The 25,712-nt window shown below is 72.6% G+C and carries 28 protein-coding genes; 13 read left to right on the top strand and 15 right to left on the bottom strand.

The window, feature by feature from the left end; translation table 11 throughout:
- Positions 1 to 113 precede the first annotated feature (113 nt).
- On the top strand, positions 114 to 1,310 hold the full coding sequence (locus ACN269_RS28025; RefSeq protein ID WP_421475239.1) for a hypothetical protein: 1,197 nt from the start codon (positions 114 to 116) through the stop codon (positions 1,308 to 1,310).
- Between the two features lie 219 nt (positions 1,311 to 1,529).
- Here ACN269_RS28025 and dxs read toward each other — a convergent pair whose 3' ends face one another.
- The 3 genes from dxs to ACN269_RS28010 form a co-directional block, all read right to left on the bottom strand.
- Entirely contained in the window at positions 1,530 to 3,479 is a 1,950-nt protein-coding gene (gene dxs, locus ACN269_RS28020; protein WP_421475238.1) for a 1-deoxy-D-xylulose-5-phosphate synthase, read from the bottom strand.
- An 81-nt stretch (positions 3,480 to 3,560) separates the two neighbouring features.
- Positions 3,561 to 4,823 carry a class I SAM-dependent RNA methyltransferase gene (locus tag ACN269_RS28015; RefSeq protein WP_421475237.1) on the bottom strand — a complete coding sequence of 421 codons (1,263 nt, stop codon included), beginning with the start codon at positions 4,821 to 4,823 and terminating at the stop codon, positions 3,561 to 3,563.
- Positions 4,816 to 6,885 carry an APC family permease gene (locus ACN269_RS28010; RefSeq protein WP_421475236.1) on the bottom strand — a complete coding sequence of 690 codons (2,070 nt, stop codon included), beginning with the start codon at positions 6,883 to 6,885 and terminating at the stop codon, positions 4,816 to 4,818. The genes ACN269_RS28015 and ACN269_RS28010 overlap by 8 nt, the downstream gene beginning before the upstream one ends.
- A gap of 163 nt (positions 6,886 to 7,048) precedes the next feature.
- Between ACN269_RS28010 and ACN269_RS28005 the strand changes: the two genes are divergently transcribed.
- Together ACN269_RS28005 and ACN269_RS28000 are read left to right on the top strand one after the other, a co-directional pair.
- On the top strand, positions 7,049 to 7,714 hold the full coding sequence (locus tag ACN269_RS28005) for a potassium channel family protein (protein ID WP_421475235.1): 666 nt from the start codon (positions 7,049 to 7,051) through the stop codon (positions 7,712 to 7,714).
- Positions 7,715 to 7,717: 3 nt separating this feature from the next.
- Positions 7,718 to 8,407, top strand: coding sequence for a potassium channel family protein (locus ACN269_RS28000; RefSeq protein WP_355053285.1), 690 nt, complete (start codon positions 7,718 to 7,720; stop codon positions 8,405 to 8,407).
- 24 nt (positions 8,408 to 8,431) lie between these two features.
- On the opposite strand, the gene ACN269_RS27995 is transcribed toward ACN269_RS28000, so the two are convergent.
- The 4 genes from ACN269_RS27995 to dut all read right to left on the bottom strand — a co-directional run bounded on the left by ACN269_RS27995 (position 8,432) and on the right by dut (position 10,811).
- Entirely contained in the window at positions 8,432 to 9,115 is a 684-nt protein-coding gene (locus ACN269_RS27995; RefSeq protein ID WP_421475234.1) for a DUF3159 domain-containing protein, read from the bottom strand.
- Positions 9,116 to 9,140: 25 nt separating this feature from the next.
- Entirely contained in the window at positions 9,141 to 9,521 is a 381-nt protein-coding gene (locus ACN269_RS27990) for an OB-fold nucleic acid binding domain-containing protein (protein WP_421475233.1), read from the bottom strand.
- A gap of 116 nt (positions 9,522 to 9,637) precedes the next feature.
- Complete coding sequence (locus ACN269_RS27985; RefSeq protein WP_421475232.1) at positions 9,638 to 10,288, bottom strand: DUF3710 domain-containing protein; 651 nt, start codon at positions 10,286 to 10,288, stop codon at positions 9,638 to 9,640.
- A gap of 25 nt (positions 10,289 to 10,313) precedes the next feature.
- Entirely contained in the window at positions 10,314 to 10,811 is a 498-nt protein-coding gene (gene dut / locus ACN269_RS27980) for a dUTP diphosphatase (protein WP_421475231.1), read from the bottom strand.
- 85 nt (positions 10,812 to 10,896) lie between these two features.
- Here dut and ACN269_RS27975 point away from each other — a divergent pair, with 85 nt between their 5' ends.
- Positions 10,897 to 11,430: a DUF3093 domain-containing protein gene (locus ACN269_RS27975; RefSeq protein WP_421475230.1), complete on the top strand. Its 534-nt coding sequence runs from the start codon at positions 10,897 to 10,899 to the stop codon at positions 11,428 to 11,430.
- 19 nt (positions 11,431 to 11,449) lie between these two features.
- Here ACN269_RS27975 and ACN269_RS27970 read toward each other — a convergent pair whose 3' ends face one another.
- Positions 11,450 to 12,247, bottom strand: coding sequence for a hypothetical protein (locus ACN269_RS27970; RefSeq protein WP_421475229.1), 798 nt, complete (start codon positions 12,245 to 12,247; stop codon positions 11,450 to 11,452).
- 120 nt (positions 12,248 to 12,367) lie between these two features.
- Positions 12,368 to 12,664 (bottom strand): DUF4193 domain-containing protein, encoded by a 297-nt coding sequence (locus ACN269_RS27965; protein ID WP_007075406.1) that lies wholly within the window; start codon positions 12,662 to 12,664, stop codon positions 12,368 to 12,370.
- A 435-nt stretch (positions 12,665 to 13,099) separates the two neighbouring features.
- On the opposite strand from ACN269_RS27965, the gene ACN269_RS27960 reads away from it, so the two are divergent.
- Positions 13,100 to 13,618, top strand: a complete 519-nt coding sequence (locus tag ACN269_RS27960; protein ID WP_421476604.1) for a LytR C-terminal domain-containing protein — start codon at positions 13,100 to 13,102, stop codon at positions 13,616 to 13,618.
- 36 nt (positions 13,619 to 13,654) lie between these two features.
- On the opposite strand, the gene ACN269_RS27955 is transcribed toward ACN269_RS27960, so the two are convergent.
- Entirely contained in the window at positions 13,655 to 14,476 is an 822-nt protein-coding gene (locus ACN269_RS27955) for an inositol monophosphatase family protein (protein WP_421475228.1), read from the bottom strand.
- Between the two features lie 290 nt (positions 14,477 to 14,766).
- On the opposite strand from ACN269_RS27955, the gene ACN269_RS27950 reads away from it, so the two are divergent.
- Positions 14,767 to 16,392 carry an RNA polymerase sigma factor gene (locus ACN269_RS27950; protein ID WP_421475227.1) on the top strand — a complete coding sequence of 542 codons (1,626 nt, stop codon included), beginning with the start codon at positions 14,767 to 14,769 and terminating at the stop codon, positions 16,390 to 16,392.
- A gap of 245 nt (positions 16,393 to 16,637) precedes the next feature.
- Positions 16,638 to 16,871, top strand: coding sequence for a DUF7455 domain-containing protein (locus tag ACN269_RS27945; RefSeq protein ID WP_355234582.1), 234 nt, complete (start codon positions 16,638 to 16,640; stop codon positions 16,869 to 16,871).
- Positions 16,872 to 17,157: 286 nt separating this feature from the next.
- Here the strand turns inward: ACN269_RS27945 and ACN269_RS27940 are convergent, their stop codons facing one another.
- The 3 genes from ACN269_RS27940 to ACN269_RS27930 all read right to left on the bottom strand — a co-directional run bounded on the left by ACN269_RS27940 (position 17,158) and on the right by ACN269_RS27930 (position 19,971).
- Positions 17,158 to 18,891 carry a DEAD/DEAH box helicase gene (locus tag ACN269_RS27940; protein WP_421475226.1) on the bottom strand — a complete coding sequence of 578 codons (1,734 nt, stop codon included), beginning with the start codon at positions 18,889 to 18,891 and terminating at the stop codon, positions 17,158 to 17,160.
- Between the two features lie 179 nt (positions 18,892 to 19,070).
- Positions 19,071 to 19,712 carry a trimeric intracellular cation channel family protein gene (locus tag ACN269_RS27935; RefSeq protein WP_421475225.1) on the bottom strand — a complete coding sequence of 214 codons (642 nt, stop codon included), beginning with the start codon at positions 19,710 to 19,712 and terminating at the stop codon, positions 19,071 to 19,073.
- 40 nt (positions 19,713 to 19,752) lie between these two features.
- Positions 19,753 to 19,971, bottom strand: coding sequence for a DUF3039 domain-containing protein (locus ACN269_RS27930; RefSeq protein ID WP_007456912.1), 219 nt, complete (start codon positions 19,969 to 19,971; stop codon positions 19,753 to 19,755).
- Between the two features lie 88 nt (positions 19,972 to 20,059).
- On the opposite strand from ACN269_RS27930, the gene ACN269_RS27925 reads away from it, so the two are divergent.
- Together ACN269_RS27925 and ACN269_RS27920 are read left to right on the top strand one after the other, a co-directional pair.
- A complete protein-coding gene (locus ACN269_RS27925) occupies positions 20,060 to 20,995 on the top strand; it encodes a pseudouridine-5'-phosphate glycosidase (RefSeq protein ID WP_357393597.1) in 936 nt (311 codons plus the stop codon).
- Complete coding sequence (locus tag ACN269_RS27920) at positions 20,992 to 21,894, top strand: carbohydrate kinase family protein (protein WP_421475224.1); 903 nt, start codon at positions 20,992 to 20,994, stop codon at positions 21,892 to 21,894. Before ACN269_RS27925 ends, ACN269_RS27920 begins: the two co-directional genes overlap by 4 nt.
- A 29-nt stretch (positions 21,895 to 21,923) precedes the next feature.
- On the opposite strand, the gene ACN269_RS27915 is transcribed toward ACN269_RS27920, so the two are convergent.
- Complete coding sequence (locus tag ACN269_RS27915) at positions 21,924 to 22,283, bottom strand: DUF3099 domain-containing protein (RefSeq protein ID WP_421475223.1); 360 nt, start codon at positions 22,281 to 22,283, stop codon at positions 21,924 to 21,926.
- A 104-nt stretch (positions 22,284 to 22,387) separates the two neighbouring features.
- On the opposite strand from ACN269_RS27915, the gene ACN269_RS27910 reads away from it, so the two are divergent.
- Positions 22,388 to 22,687: a hypothetical protein gene (locus ACN269_RS27910; protein WP_421475222.1), complete on the top strand. Its 300-nt coding sequence runs from the start codon at positions 22,388 to 22,390 to the stop codon at positions 22,685 to 22,687.
- A 2-nt stretch (positions 22,688 to 22,689) separates the two neighbouring features.
- Positions 22,690 to 23,001, top strand: coding sequence for a hypothetical protein (locus ACN269_RS27905; RefSeq protein WP_421476602.1), 312 nt, complete (start codon positions 22,690 to 22,692; stop codon positions 22,999 to 23,001).
- 3 nt (positions 23,002 to 23,004) lie between these two features.
- On the opposite strand, the gene ACN269_RS27900 is transcribed toward ACN269_RS27905, so the two are convergent.
- Entirely contained in the window at positions 23,005 to 23,589 is a 585-nt protein-coding gene (locus tag ACN269_RS27900) for an HhH-GPD-type base excision DNA repair protein (RefSeq protein ID WP_421476600.1), read from the bottom strand.
- Between the two features lie 96 nt (positions 23,590 to 23,685).
- On the opposite strand from ACN269_RS27900, the gene ACN269_RS27895 reads away from it, so the two are divergent.
- Both ACN269_RS27895 and dtd read left to right on the top strand, forming a co-directional pair.
- Positions 23,686 to 25,170, top strand: coding sequence for a DUF7059 domain-containing protein (locus ACN269_RS27895; protein ID WP_421475221.1), 1,485 nt, complete (start codon positions 23,686 to 23,688; stop codon positions 25,168 to 25,170).
- Positions 25,170 to 25,592: a D-aminoacyl-tRNA deacylase gene (dtd, locus tag ACN269_RS27890; protein WP_421475220.1), complete on the top strand. Its 423-nt coding sequence runs from the start codon at positions 25,170 to 25,172 to the stop codon at positions 25,590 to 25,592. Before ACN269_RS27895 ends, dtd begins: the two co-directional genes overlap by 1 nt.
- Positions 25,593 to 25,712 lie beyond the last annotated feature (120 nt).

Here is a 25,712-nt window from a genome sequence, read left to right as displayed (position 1 = left end):
GCGGTGATGTCCATTGTGGCGGACGAGGATCCGGCCAACGGCGGCGTCGCTTCGGACATCTCGTACTATGGCGCTTTCCGACAGCGACGGCGAGGCGAGCGGGGGCGGATCAGGTGACTCCGGGCCGCCGGCACGGCAGGACGCTCGCCGCCCTGCTGACGGCGTTGTTGGTCAGCACCGCGTGCGGTCCCGTCGCGGACCGCGCGCCTCGCGACCTGCGGGTGGGGTACGACAGCCTCGACGGCACGTTGGCCGTGTGGCCGCCCCGGGGCGATCTGTCCGCCGACGCCGCGGCGACGACTGCGGTCACCAGGGCGGTACGGGACTGGCGGTCACCGGACGACGACCGGGCGCATTTGCCGTCGTCCGGCATCCTCTTCTCCGGACGGGTCGACGGCGCCCCGGTGGCCATGGTCGCGGCCGACGTGCCGGGAGAAGGCGCGTCCTGGCTGCTGCAACTCACCGACGACGGCGGCCGATACAGGATCACCCGCGCCACCGAGTACACCGACCCCGGCTACCTGGTCTACTCCGACGTGCTGCCGGTGCAGACGGCCGGCGGCCGGCGCTACCTGGTCTCGGCCCGGGTCCAGCAGTTGCTCGGGCCGCAGGGGCGGGCGTTGGCGGTCACCGACGGCCTCAGCGCGTCGGTCGACGTGCCGGCCTGCATGGCGGTCGGCGTGACGGCGACCCTGCGCCCCACCGAGTCACTGCCCCGTGGGCGGGCCGCCGAGCGCCTGCTCGACCTGGGTACCGGCACGACCGACCCGCGCTATCCGCTGGTCCGCGACGAGTCCGGCGCGGGCAAGCGGGCGCTCACCGGTCTGGACACCTGCGTGCTGGCCGGCGAGCGGGGCCCCTTCGGCAGCATTCCGCGCCGGATCGGCGACCGGGACGCGCCGAAGTCGGTGCCGACGTCCTGGCCGATGGCGAAGCTCTCGGTCCGGTCGCTCGGCGAGGTGGCGCTCGGTGGCGGCGAGCCGGCCGAGTTGCAGCAACTCAGCTGGGACACCGACGCCGGCACGATGACCGCTGTCGTGTACCGGCCGGCGGACGGGAGCGCGCCGGTGGTGTCGCCGGCCGACCGGGCGACCCCGTTGCAGACGTACCAGCTTCCGGTCCCCGACCAGCCACTGCTGGTGCTCAGTTGGCGGGCCACCCGGGACAGCTCGCTCTCCGTACCGCCCGGCACCCCGCTGCTGGTGGAACGCCCCGGCCTGGTGGTCGTGCCGGAGCCCACCCGCACCCAGACCTACAGCCTGGCCAACACCGACAAAACCCACTACCGCTCAGTAACCCCCCACCGCTAACCCAGCCCCAGCCCCGGCCCCAGCCCCGGCCCCGGCCCCGGCCCCGGCCCCGGCCCCGGCCCCGGCCCCGGCGATCTTGCACTTTCTGCGGCGACATACGGCGCGAAAGGCGCGTTGCGACAACCGCAAGTGCAAGATCGGCGCGGATATGCACCAGCACGTAGCGACGGCGGGCGCGCCCCGGAGAGGGGCGCGCCCGCCGTCGGGGCGTTCCAGGGGCTAGTTCTGAGCTGCCGTGTTGCTGGTGGGGGTGAGGTGGTCCGGGGTGGCGTCCAGGCGGGAGATCCAGCCGGTGACGTCACGGGCCACGTCCTGCGCGGTCAGGCCGAGGTCGGCGAGGATCTGCGCGCGGGTGCCGTGCGGGTGCCAGTCGGCCGGTACGCCAAGGTCCTTGAGGGGCACCCGGACGTCGGCGTCGCGCATCGCCTGGCCGAGAGCGTCACCGACACCGCCGACGCGGACGCCGTCCTCGACGGTGACCACGAGCCGATGGCGGGCGGCCATGTCGACCAGCTCGGCCGGGACCGGACGCACCCAGCGGGGATCGACCACCGTGACGCCGTAGCCGTGCTCGGCGACCCGGGCGGCGACCTCCATGCCCAACTGGCCGAAGGAGCCGACGGCGACGAGCAGCACGTCGGTACGCGTCGACTCGGCCAGCACGTCGACGGTGCCGACCCGGCGCAGCGCCGGAAGGTCCGCGGCGACCGCGCCGGTCGGGAAGCGCAGGACGGTCGGGCCGTCGTCGGTGGCCACCGCCTCGCGTAGCTCCTCGCGGAGCGTGGCGGCGTCCCGGGGAGCGGCGATCCGCAGACCCGGCACAACACCGAAGACCGACATGTCCCAGATGCCGTAGTGGCTGGGGCCGTCCGGGCCGGTGATGCCCGCCCGGTCCAGCACGAAGGTCACCGGCAGCTTGTGCATCGCCACGTCCAGCAGGACCTGGTCGAAGGCGCGGTTGAGGAACGTGGCGTAGACGGCGACCACCGGGTGCAGGCCACCGAGCGCCAGGCCGGCCGCCGAGGTGGCGGCGTGCTGCTCGGCGATGCCCACGTCGTACACCCGCTCGGGGTACTTGCGGGCCAGCTTGGCGATGCCGGTCGGCTCGGCCATGGCCGCGGTGATGCCCACCACGTCGGGCCGGTCGTCGGCGATGGCCAGCAGCTCGTCGGCGAAGACGTGGGTCCACTTCACCGAGGGGGCGGCCAGCAGTGTGCCGGTCTCCACGTCGAAGGCGCTGCTCGGGCCGTGCAGGCAGTCCGCCTCGTCCTCCTCGGCGGGACGGTAGCCGTACCCCTTGCGGGTCACGGCGTGCACGATCACCGGGCCACCGAAGTTCTTGGCCGCGCGCAGCGCCGACTCCACGGCCGCCACGTCGTGCCCGTCCACCGGGCCGACGTACTTGATGCCCAGATCCTCGAACATGGCCTGCGGGGCGACCGCGTCCTTGATGCCCTTCTTGACCGCGTGCAGCACCTCGTACATCGGCTTGCCGACCAACGGGGTGGAGCCGAGGGCGTCCTTGACCGTGTCGAGGACCTTCTCGTAGCCCGGGTTGAGCCGCAGCGAGGAGAGGTGGTCGGCCAGCCCGCCGATGGTGGGCGAGTAGGACCGGCCGTTGTCGTTGACCACGATGACCAGCGAGTTGCCGGCGGTGGCGATGTTGTTCAGCGCCTCCCAGCACATGCCGCCGGTCAGCGCGCCGTCGCCGACCACGGCCACGACGCTGCGCTGCTCACCCCGCAGGGCGTACGCCTTGGCCAGGCCGTCGGCGTAGGAGAGCGCGGTGGAGGCGTGCGAATTCTCGATGAGGTCGTGCTCGCTCTCCGCCTGGCTGGGGTAGCCGGACAGGCCACCGCGCTGGCGGAGCTTGTCGAAGCCGGCCTGACGCCCGGTGAGGATCTTGTGCACGTACGCCTGGTGGCCCGTGTCGAACAGGAGCCGGTCCCGGGGGGAGTCGAAGACGCGGTGCATGGCCAGCGTCAGCTCGACCACGCCGAGGTTGGGCCCGACGTGCCCGCCGGTGCGGGAGACCTTGGCGATCAGGAAGTCCCGGATCTCGGCGGCGAGCACATCCAGCTCCTCGCCGGACATCCGCTTGACGTCCTGCGGACCGCGTACCGTCTCCAGCAGCCGACCGTGGTTGGCCGTGTCCTCTTCAACGCTCATGACCGGAGAGTCTATCGGCCGCCCGGTACTCCGCAGCCTGGCCCGAGCCGCTCACCCCGGACCAGCCCGCTGAGCAGCTGGTCAGGCCGGTGGCAGCAGCAGTCCGACGCACTCGACGTGCTGGGTCATCGGGAACAGGTCGAAGCCGCGCAGCGCCGCCAGCCGCCAGCCCAGCTCGGCGAAGGTACGCACGTCCCGGGCGAAGGCCGCCGGGTCGCACGCCACGTACGCGACCGCCCGTGGGCCGGCGGCGGCCAGGGCGCGCACCACCGGGGCGCCGGCGCCGGAGCGCGGCGGGTCGAGCACCACCACGTCGACCGGACCGGTGATCCGTCGGCGGGCCAGCGCGGTCTCCACCCGCGCCGACACGACCTCGACGCGGGGCAGGTCGGCCAGGTTCTCCCGGGCGGCGGCGACACCCTGGGCGGAGGCCTCCACCAGCGTCACCCGACCGGACGCGCCGACGCGGGCGGCCAGCCCGGCGGCGAACAGCCCGGCACCGCCGTAGAGGTCCCAGGCGACCTCGCCCGGCCGCGGGTCCAGTAGTTCCAGCACGGCCGTGTTCAGCGTGTCGGCCGCCGCCGGGTGCACCTGCCAGAAGGCGGACGCGGGCAGCTCCCAGTCCCGCCCGGCGGCCACCTCACGAACCTCGGTGGGCCCGCTCACCGGCGTGACGACCCCGTCGCGGACCTCGGCGACGCTCACGTCCCCGCCGCCGCTGGCGACGGTCTCCACCGCATCCGCCGCCGGCCAGCGCGCGCCGGTCGGGGTGAGCACCGCGAGCTGCTGGATGGCCGGGTGGGCGATGCGGCAACGGTCGATCGGCACGACCTCGTGCGAGCGGTGCTTGAGCAGGCCGGCCCGGTCGGCGGCGTCGACCGCGTAGCGGACCCGGGTCCGCCAGCCGAGCAGCCCACCCGGCAGCGCCTCGACCCGGACGCCGAGCCGGTCCAGCTCGGCGTCGGTGAGCCCACCCAGGCGGGCCAACTGCTCCCGCACCACGGCGGTCTTCCAGGCCAGTTGCGCGTCCGGGGCGACGTGTTGCAGGTCGCACCCGCCGCAGGCACCCGGCTTCGCGTACGGGCAGGGCGGCTCCACCCGGTCCGGCGACGGGTCCAGCACGGTCACGGCGTCGGCCCGGACGAACCCCCGGTGCACCTCGGTGACCTCGGCGATCACCCGTTCCCCGGGCAGCGCGTGGCGGACGAACACCACCTGCCCGTCCACCCGCGCGACACAGTGCCCGCCGGGGGCCACCGCGTCGACGGTCAACTCGACCCGCTCCGCCTCGCCGAGGCCCCGCTCGACGGTCGGGGTTCCACCCGGGGTCGTACGCTCAGTCACGGCCGTCCCCCACCGTCTCGCCGCCCGCCGGGCCGCTCTCGCCGGGTGCCGGCGCGGCCACCGCCACCGGCACCGTGCCCCGGGGTCCACGCGCCGGCGTGTTGGAGAGCGTGGCGTCCAGCCGGTCCAGGTTCTTGCTGGCGGTCGAGGCGAGCTGCCACGGCACGCTGACCACCATGACCCCCGGTTCGAACAGCAGCCGGCCCTTGAGGCGCAGCGCGCTCTGGTTGTGTAGCAGGTTCTCCCACCAGCGCCCCACCACGTACTCGGGGATGAAGACGGTGACCACGTCGCGCGGCGACGTACGGCGGGTGGAGGCGACGAAGTCCAGGATCGGCCGGGTGATCTCCCGGTACGGCGAGTCGACGACGGTGAGCGGGATCGCCATCTCCCGCCGTTCCCAGTCGGCCTGCAGGTCGCGGGTGTCCTTCTCGTCCACGTTGACGGTCACCGCGGTCAACGTGTCCGGGCGGGTGGCCCGGGCGTACGCGATGGCCCGCAACGTCGGCTGGTGCAGCTTGCTGACCAGCACGATCGCGTGGTTGCGGGCGGGCAGCACGGCCCGGCTCTCGGCCGGCGGGGTCAGCTCGGCGGCGACCCGGTCGTAGTGCCGGCGGATGGCCAGCATCAGCGCGTAGATCACCGCCATCGCGGCGATCGCGATCCACGCGCCGAGCAGGAACTTGGTGATCAGGACGATCACCAGCACCGTGCCGGTCAGACCCATGCCGAACGTGTTGATGGCCCGGGAGCGGTGCATCCGCTTGCGGGCCGCCGGGTCCCGCTCGGTACGCAGCCGCCGGTTCCAGTGCCGGATCATGCCGGCCTGGGAGACGGTGAACGAGACGAACACCCCGACGATGTAGAGCTGGATGAGGCGGGTCACCTCGGCCTGGAAACCGACGATCAGGACGATCGCGAAGAGGGCGAGGAAGGTGATGCCGTTGGAGAACGCCAGCCGGTCGCCCCGGGTGTGGAACTGGCGGGGCAGGTAGCGGTCCTGGGCGAGGATCGAGCCGAGCACCGGGAAACCGTTGAACGCGGTGTTCGCGGCCAGGAAGAGGATGAGCGCGGTCATCCCGGCCACCACGTAGAGCAGGATCGAGCCGGAGCCGAAGACCGTCTCGCCGAGCTGGGTGGTGACCGTCTTCTGCACGTACCCCTCGGGGCCGGAGACGATCTGCAGGGCCGGGTCCTCGACGAACTGCAGGTGGGTCAGCCGGGCCAGCCAGATGATCCCGACCAGCAGGCTCACCGCGATCGCGCCCAGCAGCAGCAGTGTGGTGGCGGCGTTGCGGCTCTTCGGCGCCTTGAAGGCGGGAACGCCGTTGGAGATCGCCTCGACGCCGGTGAGGGCGGCGGCACCCGAGCTGAACGTCCGCAGGAGCAGGAAGACCAGCGCGAAGCCGGTCACGCTGTGCTCGGCCTGGATGACCAGGTCGGCGCTGGGCGCGCGGAGCTCGTCGCCCAGGACGAAGACGCGGAACAGCCCGGTGAGCAGCATTCCGCCCATCACGATCACGAACCCGTAGGTGGGGATGGCGAAGGCGGTACCGGACTCGCGCAGCCCGCGCAGGTTGACGGCGGTCAGCAGGATCACCGCGAGGACCGCGATCATGACCTTGTGGGTGGCCACGAACGGGACCACCGAGCCGAGGTTGGCCACCCCCGAGGAGACGGACACGGCCACCGTGAGCACGTAGTCGACCAGCAGGGCGCTGGCCACCCCGATGCCGAACTTGGGGCCGAGGTTGACCGTGGCCACCTCGTAGTCGCCGCCGCCGGAGGGGTAGGCGTGCACGTTCTGCCGGTAGCTGGCCACCACCGTGAGCATCACCACGACGACCGCGAGGGCGATCCAGGGGGAGAACAGGTAGGCCGACGCCCCGGCGATCGACAGGGTCAGCAGGATCTCGTCGGGCGCGTACGCGACGCTGGACAGCGCGTCGGAGGCGAACACGGGCAGCGCGATGCGCTTCGGCAGGAGGGTGTGCTGCAGGCGGTCGGACCGGAACGGTCGACCGAGGAGCAGCCGCTTCAGCAGCGAGGTGGGACTGGCCACGAACGCCAAGGGTACGACCACCACGGTGCGAACGCGGGGGTGGGCGATCATCGCCACGCACGGCGGCGGGGTACCGTCGGTCCCCGCTTCCGACCGTGACGTGGCAGGCTCGCACTCGAAGACCACCGGCAGCGGGGATGGTACGTACCTTGGGAGGGACAGCGTGCACGTCGTGATCATGGGATGTGGGCGGGTCGGGTCGACCCTCGCCCACAGCCTGGAGTCCCGGGGGCACTCGGTGGCGGTGATCGACCAGGACGCCGACGCCTTCCGCCGGCTCGGCCCCGACTTCGCCGGGATCACGGTGACGGGGGCCGGCTTCGACGGCGAGGTGCTGCGCCAGGCCGGCATCGAGCGGGCGGACGCCTTCGCGGCGGTCTCCAGCGGCGACAACTCCAACATCATCTCGGCGCGCCTGGCCCGCGAGACGTTCGGCGTGTCCCGGGTCGCGGCCCGGATCTACGACCAGCGCCGGGCGCAGGTGTACGAGCGCCTCGGCATTCCCACCGTGGCGACGGTGCGTTGGACGGCCGACCGGATGCTGCGGCACCTCGTGCCCGAGGGCAACGTGGAGATCTTCCGCGACCCGACCAGCACCGTGTCGATCGTCGAGGTTCCGGTGCACCGCGAGTGGATCGGTCACCGGGTGCACGTGCTGGAGCAGGCCTCGGGCGCGCGGGTGGCCTACCTGATCCGCTTCGGCATCGGCACGCTGCCCACCGCGTCCACCCTCGTGCAGGAGGGTGACCAGGTGTTCATGCTGGTCAGCGACGACATCGTGGCCACGGTCACGGCGGTGGCGGCGACGCCGCCGGAAGGAGGGCACTGAGCCATGCGGATCGCCATCGCCGGCGCCGGCAACGTGGGCCGTTCGATCGCCCAGGAGCTGATCGAGAACGGCCATCAGGTGATGCTGATCGAGCGTCAACCGAAGATGCTCCGACCGGACCGGGTGCCCGCCGCCGAGTGGGTGCTCGCCGACGCGTGCGAGGTGGCCAGCCTGGAGGAGGCCAACGTCGCCGGTTGTGACGTGGTGGTCGCCGCCACCGGCGACGACAAGACCAACCTGGTGCTGTCGCTGCTGGCCAAGACCGAGTTCGCGGTGCCCCGCGTGGTCGCCCGGGTCAACCGGGCGGAGAACGAGTGGCTCTTCACCGAGCAGTGGGGCGTCGACGTCGCGGTGAGCAAGCCCCGGGTGATGGCCGCCCTGGTCGAGGAGGCGGTCACCGTCGGCGACCTGGTCCGGCTCATGACCTTCCGGCAGGGCGAGGCGAACCTGGTCGAGATCACCCTGCCGCCGACCGCCCCGTACGTCGGTCAGCCGCTACACGCGGTGCCGCTGCCCCGCGACTCCGCCCTGGTGGCGATCCTGCGCGGCAAGCGTGTCCTGGTGCCCAGCCCGGACGACCCCATCGAGGCCGGCGACGAGCTGATCTTCGTGTGCACGGCCGAGGTGGAGGACGACGTGCGCGCGGTCATCCTCGGCCCGGACAGCGTCGAGCGGACCCGCGGCTCACGCTGAGCCGGCTCGGCGGCGCGGGCCCTCTCAGGCGCCGGGCAGCGGGGTGGGCTGCGGCTCCCGGGTGACCCGGCGCACCGTCCAGACGGTGATGAGCAGCAACAGCGCGTACGGCGGATAGCCCAGGGCCAGCCGGGCCACGCCCAGCGCGGTGTCCTGGTGGGCCAGGTAGAGCCCGGCCTGCACGCCCACCTTGGCGAGCCAGACCACGCCCCAGAGCACGGTCAGCCGGGTGAAGGTGCGCACCAGCTTCGGGTCGGTCCGCCATTCGGAGCGGCCCTTGGCGACCAGCACCGACCAGATCCAACCGACCAGGGGCTGTCGGACGGCCGCCGAGATCAGCAGGGCGACGCCGTAGCCGATGCCGTAGAGGATGCCGGGCAGGTAGAAGTCACGCTCGTCGCCGGTGCGCCACGCGATGGCGGCGCCGATGCCGACGCCGAACAGCCCGTTGACCGCGTGCCGGATCGGCCGGCGCTGGGCCAGCCGCAGACCGGCGATCAGCAGCGCGACGGCCACCGAGGCGATCACGGCGGGCCGCAGGTCACCGATGATGTTGGCGACCACGAAGACGACGACCGGGATGCTCGACTCGACCAGCCCACGCCAGCCGCCGAGCTGGTCGGCCATCTGCTCGGCGATCGTCGGCAGTGCCTCGTCGTCCTCCGCAGGAATCTCCGGCTGTGCCGCCCGGTGCTGTCCCGTCGTCATGGCCGGCCTTCCGTTCGCGGCGCCGTCACTTCGGCGAATCCAGCTCGTAGTACGGGTTGTAGATGACCTTGCGGTCGTCGCGCATCGCCACCCGGCCACGAGCGGTCAGGTGCCGCCCCGGCTCGATCCCGGAGATGTGCCGCCGCCCCAGCCAGACCAGGGTGACGACGTCGCTGCCGTCGTACAGGTCGGCTTCGAGGGTGGGCAGGTTGGTGCGGGGCGTGTAGACGACGGTGCGCAGGCGGCCGGCGACCGAGACCAGTTGGCCCCGGGCACACTGCTGGGCCAGGACGCCCCCGCACTCGGCGCTCTCCTGCCGCAGCTCCTGCGCGTCGATCTCGGCCTCGCTGGCGGTGAACCGTTGCAGGATGCGCCGCAGCGACACCTTGCTCTCGTCGGTCGTCATGACCTCCGCGTCACCCTCTCCACGCTCGCCGGGACCGGCCCGGCTCCGGCGACGCCGGAACCGTCCCGCCAGCGTACGCCGACGGAGCCGGTTCCGGCGGGCCGGGACGTGGTCGTTCAGGCCTGGCGGGGCTCGCCGGACGCGCCCTCGGCCTGGTCGGCCATCTCGCGGGGCAGTCGCAGCGGGAGCGGCTCGCGGACCGGCTTCGCCTCCTGGCCACGGTCGACCACCAGGCCTTCCAGGCACTCGGCGAGCGGACCCGAGCTGGCCGGGTCGGTGGCCGCCGGGCCCTGGAAGACGCCGCGGACCATCCAGCGCGGTCCGTCGACGCCGACGAACCGCAGGTTGGTCGGGCCGTCCGGGGTCCGCACCTGGGCGTGCAACTCCGTGCCGTACTCGCCGGCGACCTCCTGCGCGGAGGCGCCGTCCCGCAGCAGCGACTGCCGGATCTCCTCGCGCACCTCGTCCCAGATCCCCTCGGACCGGGGGGCGGCGAAGACACCGAGCTGCAACGCGTTGTCCCCGTGCACCAGCACGACCTGCTGGATCACGCCCTGCGGGTCGGCCTGCACCCGCACCTCCACCTCGGCGACCGCCGGAATGTGCAGGCTGCCCAGGTCGAGCCGCTGCACCTCGTCGTCGACCTCGGAGATGTCGTACGGCCCGCGCACCAGCGCCGACGCCGCGCCGCCCTCGTCGAGGACCTCGGTGGCCCGCTCGTCGCGGGTGTGCCGCCCGGCATCGGCCCGCTTTCGGGAGAAGATCACTGCGCCCACCCTCCGCTGTTCACGATCACCCTGCCACTTCTTCCGTCTGCCCGCCGGCCGACGACGGCACCAGCTGAGCGTGCCCGCCGGTCGAACCGTGCCCACCGGTCCCCCGTGCGGACCCGGGCAGCTCGGCCACCGGCTCGAACCGCGCCCGTGCCACCCGCTGGATCACGAGCTGGGCGATCCGGTCGCCGCGAGAGATCTTGGCGGGCGTGTCCCGATCATGGTTGATCAGGTTGACCATGATCTCACCCCGGTAGCCGGCGTCGACCGTACCGGGCGCGTTGAGCACCGTCACGCCGAGCCTGGCCGCCAGGCCGGACCGGGGGTGGACCAGGCCCACGTAGCCGTCCGGCAGGGCGACGGCCACGCCGGTGGGCACCAGGGCCCGACCGCCGGGCGGCAGCTCCACGTCCGCGGCGGCCACCAGGTCGGCCCCGGCATCGCCGGGATGGGCGTACGTGGGCATCGGCAGCTCGGCATCGAGCAGCCGTACGGGCACGGGTACGACGTCGGTCACGGGTCCCCTCTTCGGTCCGGTTGTCTCCGGTGACCCTGCCATCCTGCCGGTTGGCCGGCCCGTCGTGCGCCGTACCCTCGCAGGAGTGAGCATGTCGCCCTCCCCGTCCGCCGATCGGCCAGCGGTTCCGGCCCGCCCGGCGTACGCCGAACGGCTGGACCTGCCCTGGTGGCTGTGGCTGATCAGCCTGGTGGCCGCCGGGCTGCTGGCGGTCGAGATCTGGATGGGTGGTTCCGGCGCCCGCGCCTGGCTGCCCTTCGCGGTGCTGCTACCGGTCACCGCCGTCGGACTGTGGTGGCTGGGCCGGATCAGGGTGGCGGTCGTCGACGGTGAGCTGCGGGTGGACGACGCCCGGCTGCCGGCTCGCTTCGTGGCCGACGTGGTCCCGTTGGACGCCTCCGGTCGCCGTGAGGTGCTGGGTGTGGGCGCGGACCCGCTCGCCTTCGTGGTGCAGCGGCCGTGGATCAGCGGCGCCGTGCAGGTGGTGCTCGACGATCCGGCCGATCCGACCCCGTTCTGGGTGGTGAGCAGCAGGCGTCCGGTCGAGTTGGCCGAGGTGCTGCTGGCCGCGCGGGACGCCGCCCGGCCCGCCGACTCCACGGCCGGCGAGCCGGGCTGAGGCGACGCCCAGGGCCCGCTCAGGTGCCCGTGGGCGGGCCGGGCAGGGCCGTCGGTGGTGCCGGCCGGGCGATGCCGCGACGACGCAGGTCCGCCTGGAGCTGGTCGGCCATCTGACGGGTGGCCCGGCGGTTCAGGAAGCTGGCCACCGCCGCGCCCGTGAGGAACGGCCCGAGGGTGGTGAGGTTGCGCCCGAAGCGGCGCAGCAGCATGTCCCGCATCTCCTTGCGGGCGGCGGTGCCGAGCACCGCGCCGACGCCCACGCCGGGCACCATCGGGTTGACCCCGCGCTGAGTGGCCCAGGAGTGCACCAGGGCCACCGCCCGCTGGCCGCCGGCACCGGGCAGCGACACGCCGTGGATCTCGTGCAGCTCACCGATCAGTTTCAGCTCCACCGCCACGACCGCCACCGTCTCGGCGGCGAGCAGCACGGGCGCGGAGAGCAGCGTGGGCGCCACCGTCCACTCGACGGCGGCGACTCCCCCGCCGGCCGCGCCGATCCCGGCAGTGGTGCGGGAGGCGTTGCGGATCAGTCGCTCGGCCAGGGCGGCGTCGTCCAGGCCGGGAAAGTGTCGACGCAGGGTGTCCAGGTCCCGCACCGGCACGTGCGGAGCTATCTCGGCCACCGTGTCGACCATCCAGCGCACCGCGGCACGGGGCTTGAACAGGTCGGAGATGCCCCGGCTGCGGGCCTGGGACACCATCCGGGTGAGCAGTTGGCGTCGCCGGGCCGGCGCGATGTCGTCCTCGGTCAACGCCGCGACGGTGGCGCCGAGGTCGTCCGCGCCGCCGTCGGTGGTGTCGCCTCGATCGCTCATGGGTGGAACCTCCCGGTGCTGTGGCTACCCGCTACGAGTCAAGCAGGTACCCACCGGCGTCGCACGCCTACACCGGTAGCGGCGGCCCCGATCAGGAGGCCGCCGCCGGTGTCGTGCGTGTCAGACGCACTCTCGGCAGATCAGCTCGCCGTTGCGCTCGACCGCCAGCTGGCTGCGATGGTGGACCAGGAAGCAGCGGGCACACCGGAACTCGTCCTGCTGCATCGGTAGCACCTTGACAGTGAGCTCCTCGTCGGCCAGGTCGGCACCGGGCAGCTCGAAGCTCTCGGCGACCTCGGCCTCGTCGACGTCCACCGCGCCCGACTGTGAGTCGACGCGCCGGGCCTTGAGCTCTTCCAGGCTGTCCTCGCCGAGGTCGACCTCGTCGCGACGCGGGGCGTCGTAGTCGGTGGCCATCGGATGTCACTCTCCCATATCGATGTTGTCGCTTCCGGTTGTAACGCCGGACGACGCTGTTTCGGTTCCGCTGGCCGGCAACCACTTGTGTCGGGCACCCGACCCGCGGGACCGTACGGGTCGGGACCGCTGGGGCCACTCCCCTGCGAGCGCGGAACCTTACCCCCCGTTGGGCGAGGCATGTATACCGCCCTCGTGGCTGAGATGTACGCCCCCGCACGCGAAGTTGTTCCCAATGTGATTCAGGCGACACGAAGATAGGGGTAGTAGTACCCGGTTCACGGTCGGCGCGCCGGCATGTCGGACTGTTTCCACGCGACGGCCGGACAACCGTTAACCTCAGCGGCGTATTCGACGGCCGGCGGTCAGTGCGATCGAGGGCGGCCGCCGCCACCCACCTCAGCTCCGGGGAGCGCCCAGATGAGTTTTGCGCGAGTGCGAGCACTCGTCGTCGTCGGCCTGCTGGGGGTCCTGGCGCTGGCGTTCGTGATCACCGCGATCGTCCGGGACAGCCAGAGCGAGGCCGGCGCGGCGGGCGGCTGCCCGGACGGCTGGCCGCTGGCCGACGTCACCCTGCACGAGACCAAGGACGTCAAGATCAACGTCCTGAACGCGACCGACGAGCCGGGCCGGGCCGGTGCGGTCGCCGACGACTTCCGGAACCGCAAGTTCCAGGTCAAGAAGGTCGGCAACGCGCCCAAGGGCATCGACGACGTGGCCGTGCTGAAGTTCGGCCCCAAGGGTGTCAGCTCCGCCCACCTGCTCAAGGCGTACTTCCTGAACAACGCCGAGCCGGTCTACGACCCCAAGCGCACCGACGACACCGTGGACGTGGTGCTGGGCAACGGCTTCCAGCAGCTCGCCACCACCACCGAGGTCAACCAGTCCCTCGGCGACCTCGGCCCGCCCGTCGCGCCGGCGGGCTCCTGCCCGTCCCCCGCCCCGAAGAAGTGACGGCCTGACCGGCACGGCCGGGCCGGCCTACCGGCGTCAGGGGCCGCCGGAGGCGTCCAGGGCGGCCAGCCGGTCGTGCAGCCCGGCGAAGAGGGCCGGCGGAGCCGCGATCACCAGGTCGGGGCCGGCCGGGCGGCCGGCCAGGCCGGCCACCCGAGCGCCCGCCTCGGCGGCGATCAGACCTCCGGCGGCCTGGTCCCAGGCCGACAACCCCTTCTCGAAGTACGCGTCCAGCCGCCCCTCCGCGACCATGCAGAGGTCCAGCGCGGCGGCGCCGAGGCGGCGGATGTCACGTACCGAGGCGATCAGCCCGGCCACCACCGACGCCTGGTGCGCCCGGCGGCCGGCGTCGTAGCCGAACCCGGTGCCGACCAGCGCCTGGCCCAGGTCGGTCTCCGCCGAGCAGCGCAGCCGGACGCCGTCGCGCCACGCCCCGCCACCGGCCGTCGCGGTCCACTCCTCACCGGTGTGCACGTTGCGCACCACGCCGGCGACCACCGCGCCGTCCACCTCGGCGGCCAGCGACACCGCGCTGTACGGCAACCCGTAGAGGTAGTTCACGGTGCCGTCGATCGGGTCGACGATCCACCGCACCCCGCCGGGCGCCACCGGACCGGTGTCCGTCGTGCCGTACTCCTCGCCGAGGACCGCGTCCCCCGGTCGCAGCCGGCGCAGCGCGTCGAGGACCTGACGCTCGACGGCCCGGTCGGCGGCCGTGACCACGTCGGTGACGGTGCTCTTGGTGGCCGCCACGGAAACGCCCTCGACGCGCATCCGGTACGCGGTCGCCGCGGCGTCCCGCGCCACCTCGATCGCGATCGCCAACAATTCCCGCGGTGGCGGTGCCGAACGGTCCATTCCAGGGTCCCCTTCCGGCACGACCGGGGCATTGCGGGCCGTGCGCGAGTATCATCCTTACAAAGTCCACATCTGCGCCGAATCGGCGGTCCCGCCGCCGTTACGCCGTGCGGCGCAGGATGATCGCCGCAGACGGCGTTACAATTCACCCCTGCCCACGCGCCACGGACCGCCGAGACCCCGGCCGGCCCGGGACACGGGGGTCCCTCAACCACATCGCCCGGCCCGGTTGACCCACGCCGTGCCGGACGACCCGGCCGTGCCCGCTCTTCGCCTCCGGAAGGTCATTCGTGACAGAACCCCGCCAGCCCGGCGCCGACGTTCGCTCGCTCACCGACACCCTGATCGCCCATGCGCAGAGCGCTGGCGGTCAGCTCACGTCGGCTCAGCTCGCGCGCACCGTCGAGACCGCCGAGGTGACTCCGGCCCAGGCCAAGAAGATCCTGCGGGCGCTCTCCGAGGCGGGAGTGACCGTGGTGGTGGACGGCTCGGCGAGCACCCGCCGCCGGGTCGCCGCAGCTCGCTCGACGACCCCCGCGTCCCGAGCCACCACCGCCAAGACGACGAAGAAGGCCGCCGCGCCCGCCCCGAAGCAGGCGCCCGCCGCCGACGAGGCGCCGACGACGCCCGCCCCGCGCAAGGTGGCCGCACGTAAGGCCGCCGGCAGCACCGCAGGGGTCGCCGCCGCGGCAGCCGCGCCGGCCAAGGCGACCAAGTCCACCCGCGCGACCAAGGCCACGGTGGCCGCGGCGGCCGGCGCCAAGCCGGTCAAGGCCGGCGGCAAGGCCAAGGGCGAGGGGGCCGAGGGCGCCGAGGGCGAGATCGACCCGGAGGAACTCGCCGCCACCATCGAGGACGTGGTGGTCGAGGAGCCGGCCGAGCTGGCCCAGGCCGCCGAGACCGACGCCGCCGCGTCGGCCACCGACAACGACTTCGAGTGGGACGACGAGGAGTCCGAGGCGCTCAAGCAGGCCCGGCGCGACGCCGAGCTGACCGCCTCCGCCGACTCCGTCCGGGCGTACCTGAAGCAGATCGGCAAGGTCCCGCTGCTCAACGCCGAGCAGGAGGTGGAGCTCGCCAAGCGGATCGAGGCCGGGCTCTACGCCGCCGAGCAGCTGCGCGCGGCCGACGAGGGCGAGGAGAAGCTCGCCCGGGAGATGGTCCGCGACCTGGGCTGGATCTCCCGCGACGGTGAGCGCGCCAAGAACCACCTGCTCGAGGCGAACCTCCGTCTGGTCGTGTCCCTGGCCAAGCGGTACACGGGACGCGGCATGGCCTTCCTCGACCTGATCCAGGAGGGCAACCTCGGTCTCATCCGGGCGGTGGAGAAGTTCGACTACACCAAGGGCTACAAGTTCTCCACGTACGCCACCTGGTGGATCCGGCAGGCCATCACCCGCGCCATGGCCGACCAGGCCCGCACCATCCGTATCCCGGTGCACATGGTCGAGGTCATCAACAAGCTCGGCCGCATACAGCGTGAGCTGCTCCAGGATCTGGGCCGCGAGCCCACCCCGGAGGAGCTGGCCAAGGAGATGGACATCACACCCGAGAAGGTGCTGGAGATCCAGCAGTACGCTCGGGAGCCCATCTCGCTGGACCAGACCATCGGCGACGAGGGCGACAGCCAGCTCGGTGACTTCATCGAGGACTCCGAGGCCGTGGTCGCCGTCGACGCCGTCTCGTTCTCGCTCCTGCAGGACCAGCTCCAGCAGGTGCTGCAGACGCTCTCCGAGCGGGAGGCGGGCGTCGTACGGCTGCGCTTCGGCCTGACCGACGGTCAGCCGCGGACGCTGGACGAGATCGGGCAGGTCTACGGGGTGACCCGGGAGCGGATCCGTCAGATCGAGTCCAAGACGATGTCCAAGCTCCGGCACCCGTCCCGGTCACAGGTTCTCCGGGATTACCTGGACTGAGCCTGTTTCGTCAACCGAACGTGTCGTTTTGACCACCTGGCGTGCAACGCCAGATGGTGATCGTCCGGATGCACGAATGTGATCGTTGACGTGGCACCCTGGGTTCACGGCACACTGTCCCTGCCATGTGTGACCTCGGTCCCCCGCGGGCACACAGGGAAGGCAAGGCCCAGCACGGGTGTTGCACGATAGGTGAGCAACGACCGAAGAGATTGTTCATCGGTGACGACCAGAGGAGGAAGGCGATGACCCCGACCCTCACGCCGCCGCCCGAGACGGTGGCTCCCCCAGCCGCCGATGAACGGTGCGACCGCTGCAATGCTGCCGGCAAGCTCCGGATCACTCTCTCGGGTGGGAGCGAGTTGGTGTTCTGTGGGCACCACGCGAACAAGTACGCGGAGGATCTCGTCAAGATCACCGTACGGTTCGCGACGGACCCCGAGTTCAGCTGGCGTGGCGCCGATCTGATGGCGAACTAAGTCCGCAACCGACATAGCCGACCGGAGGTACCCCACACGGGGTGCCTCCGGTCGGCTTTTTCCTACCCAACCCAGCGGGCAGCCACCATGATCTGCACAACTTCGGGGATGTTGCTGGTTCCGACGCCCGAGAGGCAGCAACATCCCCGAAGCTGCGCAGATCTTGAGCGCTCTGCGCCCTCCGCGTCCCTCGGGCCGCGGGTCCGTGTGCCTGGAGTGCGGCTAGTGGCGGGTACGTCCGGGCCTGGGTGCTGAGGTCGTTCGTCGCGTGCGTGGGTACGTGGGGTCAGAGGGTCTGCACGGTGGCTATGCGTTCCTCGAGCTGCTCGATGGTGGCCTGGGCGCTCGGCGGCCCACCGCAGAGCCGGCGCAGCTCGGCGTGGATCTTGCCGTGCGGCTGGCCGGTGCGGTGGTGTCGGGCGGCCACCAGAGCGTTGAGTTGACGCCGGAGGGCCACACGACGCTGGGCGGCACTCAGGGGTACCGGCGGCGCCGCTGACGGCGCAGCGGCCGGCTGAGCGGTCCGCTCGGCCGTCCGGCGGCGCTGGGCGGCGAGCTGGTCCGCCTGCCGTTTGGTCAGTAGCAGGGAGACCTGGTCGGCGGTGAGCAGACCGGGCAGGCCGAGGTACTCCTCCTCCTCGGGCGTACCGGCCTGGGCGGCGGTCCCGAAGGACGCGCCGTCGAAGATCACCTGATCCAGTTCGGCGGTGGCCGAGAGCGCGGCGAACCGCTTCTCCAACTCCCCGCTCGCCTGGTCGTCGCGCTGCGCGCGTTCCAGCAGGTCGTCGTCGAGGCCGTCGGACTCCTTGGGCTTGCCCAGGACGTGGTCCCGCTCGTTCTCCATTTCGCTGGCCAGGCCGAGCAGGTGCGGCACGCTGGGCAGGAAGACCGAGGCGGTCTCGCCGGGGCGGCGGGCCCGCACGAACCGGCCGATCGCCTGGGCGAAGTAGAGCGGCGTGCTGGCGCTGGTGGCATAGACGCCGACGGCGAGCCGGGGGATGTCGACGCCCTCGGACACCATCCGCACCGCGACCAGCCACCGCTGGTCGGACGCCGCGAACGTCGCGATCCGCGCGGAGGCGCCCTGGTCGTCGGAGAGGACCACGGCGGCCTTCTCACCGGTCACCTGCTCGATCAGCTTGGCGTACGAGCGCGCGGTCTGCTGGTCGGTGGCGATGATCAGGCCACCGGCGTCGGGCATCCCCGCGTTGCGCAGCACGGTGAGTCGGGCGTCGGCGGCCCGCAGCACCTGCGGCATCCAGTCCCCCGCCGGGTCCAGGGCGGTACGCCACGCCTGCGCCACCAGGTCCTGGGTCATCGGCTCGCCGAGGCGGGCCGCCAGCTCGTCCCCGGCGTTGGTACGCCAGCGGGTCTCCCCCGAGTACGCGAGGAAGAGCACCGGCCGGACGACCCCGTCACGCAGTGCGTCGGCGTAGCCGTACACCGAGTCGGCGCGCGAGCGCAGCAGCCCGTCACCGCCCCTCTCGTACTCGACGAACGGGATCGGGTTGTCGTCGGAGCGGAACGGCGTGCCGGTGAGCATCAGCCGGCGGACGGCCGGCTCGAAGGCGGCCTTGACCCCGTCGCCCCAGGTACGGGAGTCGCCGGCGTGGTGGATCTCGTCGAGGATGACCAGGGTGCGCCGGGTCATCGTGCGGCGCCGGTGCACCTGCGGGGCCATGCCGACCTGGGCGTAGGTGATCACCGCACCGTGGAAGTCGGCGGCGGAGTGCACGTCGGCGTTGCGGAACGCGGCGTCGAGTTGGATGCCCACCCGGGCCGCGGCCTCGGCCCACTGGGTCTTCAGGTGCTCGGTGGGGGCCACCACGGTGACCGCCTCGACGGTGCCGTCGGCGAGCAGTTCGGCGGCGATGCGCAGGGCGAAGGTGGTCTTGCCGGCGCCCGGGGTGGCGACCGCGGTGAAGTCGTCGGTACGCCGGCGCAGGTACTCCACCAGCGCCTTGCGCTGCCAGGCACGCAGTGCCGGGAACGTCTCGAGCACCGGCGTCCGGGCTGCCACGCGAAGCTCCTCTCCGACCGCACGAGGGCGGACACCGGGCGAGGGCCACGAGTACCGCCGCCCATGAAAACGCCTCCGCGCAGTAGCTGCCGCGAAGGCCGACTCAGCATAACCAGCGCGCGCCCGCAGGCCCAGGCGACGCCACGCTGGTCACATCCGCGACAGCGGCGGGACGGGCGTCACCAGGGGTCGCCGGTGCGCGGCGGCCGCACCGTCGCCACCGGGGCGGACCAGCGGCGGCGCAGCGCGACCAGGCGTAACCCGAACACCCCGACGGCAGCTGCGGTGAGCGGCACCGGACCGGTCTGGTCGGTCAGGTACAGCAGTGCCACCACCACCGAGCCGGCCAGCGCGGCCACCGCGTAGATCTCCCGGCGCAGCACCACGGGGATCTCCGCGGTGAGCAGGTCCCGGCCGAGCCCGCCGCCGATCGCGGTCAGCATGCCGATCAGGCAGGCGCCGACGGCCGGCACCCGGGCGTCGAGCGCCTTGAGCGTGCCGGTCACGGTGAACAGCGCGAGGCCGGCCGCGTCGAGCACCAGCACGGTGGTGCGCAGCCGGGCGAGTTGCGGGTGCAGCCAGAACACGGCGACCGCGGTGATCGCGGCGGTCGTGGCGTACCGCCAGTCGGCGAAGGCCAGCGGCGGCACCTCGTCGATGACGAGGTCGCGGAAGATGCCGCCGCCGAGCGCGGCCACGAAGCCGACGAACGCGACACCGAAGAGGTCGAGCCGTTTCGCCACCGCGGCCGAGGCCCCGGAGGCGGCGAACACCGCGACACCGGTCAGGTCGGCGAGGAGCAGGGCGGTGGAGGTGGTCACCGCCGCAGGCTACGTCGCCGGCCGGAGGACCGGCCGGGGTTCACTCCCGGTACGAGTCGTAGATCTCCTTGCACTTGGGGCAGACCGGGGAGCCCGGCTTGGCCGCCTTGGTGACCGGGAAGGTCTCGCCGCAGAGCGCCACGACGAAGGTGCCCATGACGGCACTCTCGGCGATCTTCTCCTTGCGGACGTAGTGGAACATCTCCGGACCGGTGTCGGCGTCCTTCAGCTCCGGACGCTCGAGAACCTCTGTGCTCACGTCTGCACCTCCAACCGACAAGTTTGGCAGGTCATCACGGCCGGGTCCACTTGAGGCCGGCCGGCGTAAGACCCCGTACGGTGCCCGTGTGACTGACTTTCGCATCAGCTATGGCACCGAGGTAGCCGCAGCCCTGCGCGACGGCCGACCCGTCGTCGCCCTGGAGAGCACCATCGTCTCGCACGGCCTGCCCCGTCCGCAGAACCTGCGGGTGGCGCGGGAGATCGAGCAGGCGGTCCGGGACGCCGGGGCGGTTCCGGCGACGATCGGCATGATCCGTGGCGAGCTGGTGGTCGGTCTGGACGACGCGCAGCTGACCCGACTGGCCACCGTCGATGGTGTGACGAAGCTCTCGGTGCGCGATCTGGCCGTGGCGGCGGCCACCGGCGCGGACGGCGCTACCACCGTGGCCGCGACCAGCGCGGTGGCCGCGGCGGCCGGGATCGGGGTGTTCGCGACCGGCGGGTTGGGCGGGGTGCACCGGGAGGCGGAGCACACCTTCGACGAGTCGGCCGACCTCGTCACCCTGGCCCAGACACCGATCACGGTGGTCTGCGCCGGAGTCAAGTCGATCCTCGACGTGGGCGCGACCCTGGAGCGCCTGGAGACCCTCGGGGTCGCCGTGCTCGGCTACCGCACCCGACGGTTCCCCGGCTTCTACCTGACCGACGCCGGCTTCGACCTGGACTGGTCGGTGGACTCGCCGGAGCAGGTCGCCGCCGTACTGGCCGCCCGGGACGAGCACGCCGTGCACACCGGCGCGCTGCTCGTCGCCAACCCGCTGCCGGTCGACGAACAGCTCGACCCCGAGCTGCACGACCGGACCCTCGCCGACGGCCTGGCCCTGCTGGAGCGGGACGGGGTGACCGGCAAGGCCGTCACGCCGTACCTGCTGGCGCACTTCCACTCGGCCACCGAGGGCGCGAGCCTCGCGGTCAACATCCGCATCATCCTGCGCAACGCCGACCTGGCCGCGCGCATCGCGGTCGCCACGGTCGCCCGCGCCTCCGCCGTCCCGGCATGACCCCTGGGACCCGCGTGATCGTCGTCGGCGACGTGATCACCGACGTGGTCGCGGTGCTCAGCGGGCCGCTCGCGGCCGGCACGGACACCGACGCCGAGATCAGCCTCGGCGGCGGCGGGCAGGCGGCCAACACCGCCGCCTGGGTGGCCGCCCAGGGATTCGCCGTCACGCTCGTCGGCGCGGTCGGCGACGACGACGCGGGGCGCGACCGGGTGGCCGAGTTGGCCCGCGCGGGCGTGGACTGCGCCGTCGAGCGGGTGCCGGGCGTACCCACCGGCACGGTGGTGGTGCTGACCGCCGACGGCGAGCGGACCATGGTCACGTCGCGGGGCGCGAACCTGCGGTTGAGCGCCGGGCACGTCGAGAAGGCCCTCGCGGCGACGCCCGACGCGGGGCATCTGCATCTGTCCGCGTACACCCTGTTGGATGCCGCGTCGCGCGCGGCGGGCCTGCGCGCGTTGGCCGCCGCCCGCGAGCGCGGGCTCACCACCAGCGTCGACGCGGCCTCCGCGGCGCCGCTGCAGCGCGTCGGCGCGCGGACCTTCCTGGGTTGGGTACGCGATGTCGACCTGCTCCTGGTCAACGCGGACGAGGCCACGGTGCTGGCCGGCGGGCTGGACCCGGCGGCGCAGGGGCGGGTGTTGTCGGCGACGGCCCGGCGGGTGGTCGTCAAACGCGGGGCGGCGGGCGCGGTGTGGGTGGAGGGCCGAACCGCCACGGTGAGCGTGGCGACGGCCCGGCGGGTGGCGGTGGTGGACGTCACCGGGGCCGGCGACGCCTTCGCGGCCGGCCTGCTGACCGCCTGGCTCGGCGGTGCCACCGCGACCGGGGCCCTGGACCGCGCGACCGAACTGGGGGCGCTGGCCGTCTCCAGCGTCGGCGCCCGACCACCGGCCTGAGGCGTCGGAGCCCTGGCCCGCGGGGCGGGTCAGGGCTCGGCGTCGATGATCTTGTGGGGTCGTTCGTCGGCGGTGAGGCTCATCGGTGGGGCCGCGTCCCGCCGCCGGGGGTGGAACCGGTTGGCCAGCCGGTGCTCCTCCTTGGGCGGCCGGTCGTTGGCCAGCAGCACGGCCAGCCACGGGATGAGCACCATGCCGAGGGCGCACAGCGGCAACCAGAGCCAGAGCAGCGGAGCCTTCGCGCCGACCAGGATCGCTCCGGCGACGATGCAGGCCACCCGGATGCCCATCATGAGGACATAGCGGCGCTGACGGCTGGTGAGCTGATCCTGCTGGCTGCGCGAGGCATCGGTGATGAGAATCGGCTCGTACGCCTGACGCTTCACCATGGACCTCCTCGAGGGGATTACGCCCCATCCTGTCACCACGGAGCCGTGATCAGCCAATATCGAGTCATCCCGGTACGTGTTACGTACGTGGTACGCTGCGTCTCGTGGGCAGCAGGTTCAGCTTCACCGACGAGGCGTTGGCCAACCTGAGGGTCTACGACGTCACGCCCGGGGAAGTCTGGGAGGCGCTGCACAGCGCGCGACGGGTCATCCGCCACCTGGGCGACGACGTGATGGTGGTCTACGCCGCCGCCCGCCGGGGCCGCCGCCTGGCGGTGCTGCTCGCCGAGGCCGATGGCACCGACAACGACTGGGACATCCTCTCCGCCCGCGAGCTGAGCGACGTCGAGTCCAAGCGCTACGACGAGGCCGTGCGGAGAGATCGCCGACGAGGGGGGCCGTGACGATGCACCGTGACGACGCGACGAAGCAGTTCCACAGCGGCGACGACCGGCTCGCCGACCTGATCGACGAGAGCCCCGCAGTGGACCTGCCGACACCCGACACGGACGTGCCGATGGTGAGCCGGTCGGTCCGGCTGCCGCTGGAGACCTACGAGCGGGTCCGCGCCGCCGCCGACGCCCGCGGCATCGGGGTAACCACGCTGATGCGGCAGTGGATCGAGGCCGGCCTCGCCGACCTCGACGACTCGGCCACCGTCTCGCTGGCCGACGTCCGGCGCGCGCTGGCCTCGCTGGCCCACCCCACCGCCGCCTGAACGTCAGCCCTTCTCGGCCTTCGCCGCAGCCTTCATCTGCTGCTTGTACTCCCGCACCCGGCGCAGCGAGTCGGCGTCGGTGACGTCCGCCACCGACCGGTACGCGCCGGGGTCCCCGTACCCGCCGGCCGCCGTCCGCCAGTCCTGCGGGGTCACCCCGAACCGCTTGCCCAGCAGCGCCACGAAGATCTGCGCCTTCTGCTTACCGAAGCCGGGCAGGTCGGCGACCCGCCGCAGCAGTTCCGGCCCGTCGGCGACGTCCGACCACAGCAGCGCCGCGTCGCCGTCGTAGCGCTCCACGAGCGCCCGGCAGACCTCCTGCACCCGGGTCGCCATCGCCTTCGGGAACCGGTGCAGGGCGGGCGGGGTGGCAAAGATCGCGACCAGCGCCTCGGTGTCGTAGCCGGCCAGCTCCGCCGCGTCCAGGTCGTGACCGAGCCGCTGCGCCAGCACGTACGGCGACGAGAACGCCTTCTCCATCGCGACTTGTTGATCGAGGACCATGCCGACCAGCAGGGCCAGCGGGCTGCGCTCCAGCAGACGGTTGGCCTCGGGGTCGATGGGGAGCACGAGCGTCATGGCCACCATCCTGCCCCGCCCACCGACGCGGTCGGACACCGACGCTCCGACGTCCGTCGGCGGGTGCCGCCGACCGCGGGACTCGACGCGGGGCAGGATGGCGACGTGGACGAACACGACATGCTGCTCTCCCCCGCCGGCGTCGACGCCCTGCGGACCGCGCTGACCCGGGCCGGGTTCACCAGCAACGGCATCGCCGAACGGCTCGGTCCGCAGGCCACCGCCTCGGTCGCGCGCAACGACTACCGGGCCGCGCTGCGCGGCACCGAGGACCGCGACCCGCTCGCCACGCTGATCCGGCTGTTCATCTGTGACCAGACCGAGCCGGAGACCGCCGTCGCCGCCGCGCTGGCCCCGCTGGGGCTCGACGAGGCGCTGGCCGGCGGGCTCGTCGAGCGGTACGACGAGGGCCTGCGCGCCGGTGTCGACCTGGAACCGTACGGCGACGACTGGTGGGTGCTCGCCGACGTGCCGGCCAGCGCCAGGCCGGGTCGACCGCTGCACGCCGAACACGTGCTCGGCATCGGCGGGGCCACCCACACCCTGATCGGGGCGACCGTACGCCGGCCGGTCGGCGCCGCCCTGGACCTGGGCACCGGCTCCGGCGTGCAGGCTCTGCACCTGGCCACCCACGCCGACACGGTGACCGCCACGGACCTCTCCGAGCGGGCTCTGCGCTTCGCCGCGACCAACGCCGCCCTCAACGGCCAGGACTGGGAGCTGCTGCGGGGCGACATGGTCGCGCCGGTGGCCGGCCGCCGATTCGACCTGGTGGTGAGCAACCCGCCGTTCGTGGTGGGCCCCGGCACCACCACGCACGTCTACCGCGACTCGGGTCGGGTGGGCGACGCCATCGCCGCCGAACTGGCCGCCGCGGCCCCCGGCCTGCTCACCGAGGGCGGCACGATGCAGTACCTGGCGAACTGGGTGCACGTCGCCGGCGAGGAGTGGGACGAGCGGGTGGCCGGCTGGTTCGCCGGCACCGGCCTGGACGCCTGGGTGATCCAGCGCGAGGTCGCCGACCCGATGGCGTACGTCGACCTGTGGCTCACCGACGTGGGTGAGGGGGCCGACCCGCAACGGGCGGCCGTCTGGCTGGACTGGTTCGACCAACACAAGATCGAGGCGATCGGCTTCGGCATCGTGTCGCTGCGCCGCGGCGGTCAGGCCGATCCGGTGGTCCGCGTGGAGGACCTGCGCCAGCGGGTCGCGCCGCCACTGGGCGACCAGATCGGCGCCTGGTTCGACCGTCAGGACTTCCTGCGGGTACGCGACACCGAGGCGTTGCTCGCCGAGCGCTACCGGGCCGCCGACGGTCTCCAGCTCCGCCAGGAGGCCACCATGGGTGACGAGGGCTGGGCGGTCGACCGGCAGGTGCTCGCGATGCCGCACGGCCTGCGCTGGACCGAGGAGATCGACCCGTTGGTGCTGGCGCTGGTCGGCGGGGCGGACGGCCGCCTGCCGCTCCGTGATCAGCTCGCCCTGCTCGCGGCGGCACACGACGTGGAACCCGACGAGATGGCCGAGGCGGCCGGCCCGATCGTCGCGCACCTGGTCGAGCGCGGCTTCATCGAGCCGGTGACGGGCTGATGCGGGCCGTGGTGCAGACGGTCGGGCGGGCCAGCGTGACGGTGGACGACGAGGTGGTCGGCGCGATCGAGGACGGCCTGCTGGTGCTGCTCGGGGTGACACACACCGACACCGCCGAGACCGCCGCGACGATGGCCCGCAAGGTGCACGAGCTGCGCATCCTGGACGACGAGCGGTCCGCCGCCGACGTCGGGGCCCCGATCCTGGTGGTCAGCCAGTTCACCCTCTACGGCGACGCCCGCAAGGGCCGCCGTCCGAGTTGGACGGCAGCGGCCCCCGCCGAGGTGGCCGAGCCCCTGGTCACTGCGGTCGTGCAAGCGCTCCGCGACCGCGGCGCGAAGGTCGAGACCGGCCGCTTCCGCACCCACATGCTCGTAGAAAGCACCAACATAGGCCCCAAGACCATCCTCCTAGACCTCTAACCCCCCTCCCCCTCCCCCCTCCCCCACCTCCCACCCCTCCCACCCCGTTGATCATGAAGTTATTGCTCGCCGGACCGGCGTGTCAGGGTAATAACTTCATGATCAACGCGCGGAAGCCGG

The sequence above is a fragment of the Micromonospora sp. WMMD736 genome, assembly GCF_049179015.1.
Taxonomy (GTDB): domain Bacteria; phylum Actinomycetota; class Actinomycetes; order Mycobacteriales; family Micromonosporaceae; genus Micromonospora.
The sequence above is the reverse complement of the archived record's forward strand: the minus strand, read 5'-3'. Positions and strand labels throughout refer to the sequence as shown.

Excerpts from the sequence above, each read along its gene's own strand:
- ACN269_RS27945 (WP_355234582.1), top strand. The coding sequence starts at position 16,638 with ATGACCCCGACCCTCACGCCGCCGCCCGAGACGGTGGCTCCCCCAGCC.
- ACN269_RS28000 (WP_355053285.1), top strand. The coding sequence starts at position 7,718 with ATGCGGATCGCCATCGCCGGCGCCGGCAACGTGGGCCGTTCGATCGCC.
- dxs (WP_421475238.1), bottom strand. The coding sequence starts at position 3,479 with ATGAGCGTTGAAGAGGACACGGCCAACCACGGTCGGCTGCTGGAGACG.
- ACN269_RS27920 (WP_421475224.1), top strand. The coding sequence starts at position 20,992 with ATGACCCCTGGGACCCGCGTGATCGTCGTCGGCGACGTGATCACCGAC.
- ACN269_RS27955 (WP_421475228.1), bottom strand. The coding sequence starts at position 14,476 with ATGGACCGTTCGGCACCGCCACCGCGGGAATTGTTGGCGATCGCGATC.
- ACN269_RS27990 (WP_421475233.1), bottom strand. The coding sequence starts at position 9,521 with ATGACGACCGACGAGAGCAAGGTGTCGCTGCGGCGCATCCTGCAACGG.
- ACN269_RS27900 (WP_421476600.1), bottom strand. The coding sequence starts at position 23,589 with ATGGTGGCCATGACGCTCGTGCTCCCCATCGACCCCGAGGCCAACCGT.
- dtd (WP_421475220.1), top strand. The coding sequence starts at position 25,170 with ATGCGGGCCGTGGTGCAGACGGTCGGGCGGGCCAGCGTGACGGTGGAC.
- ACN269_RS27915 (WP_421475223.1), bottom strand. The coding sequence starts at position 22,283 with ATGGTGAAGCGTCAGGCGTACGAGCCGATTCTCATCACCGATGCCTCG.
- ACN269_RS27905 (WP_421476602.1), top strand. The coding sequence starts at position 22,690 with ATGCACCGTGACGACGCGACGAAGCAGTTCCACAGCGGCGACGACCGG.
- ACN269_RS27965 (WP_007075406.1), bottom strand. The coding sequence starts at position 12,664 with ATGGCCACCGACTACGACGCCCCGCGTCGCGACGAGGTCGACCTCGGC.
- ACN269_RS27970 (WP_421475229.1), bottom strand. The coding sequence starts at position 12,247 with ATGAGCGATCGAGGCGACACCACCGACGGCGGCGCGGACGACCTCGGC.
- ACN269_RS27995 (WP_421475234.1), bottom strand. The coding sequence starts at position 9,115 with ATGACGACGGGACAGCACCGGGCGGCACAGCCGGAGATTCCTGCGGAG.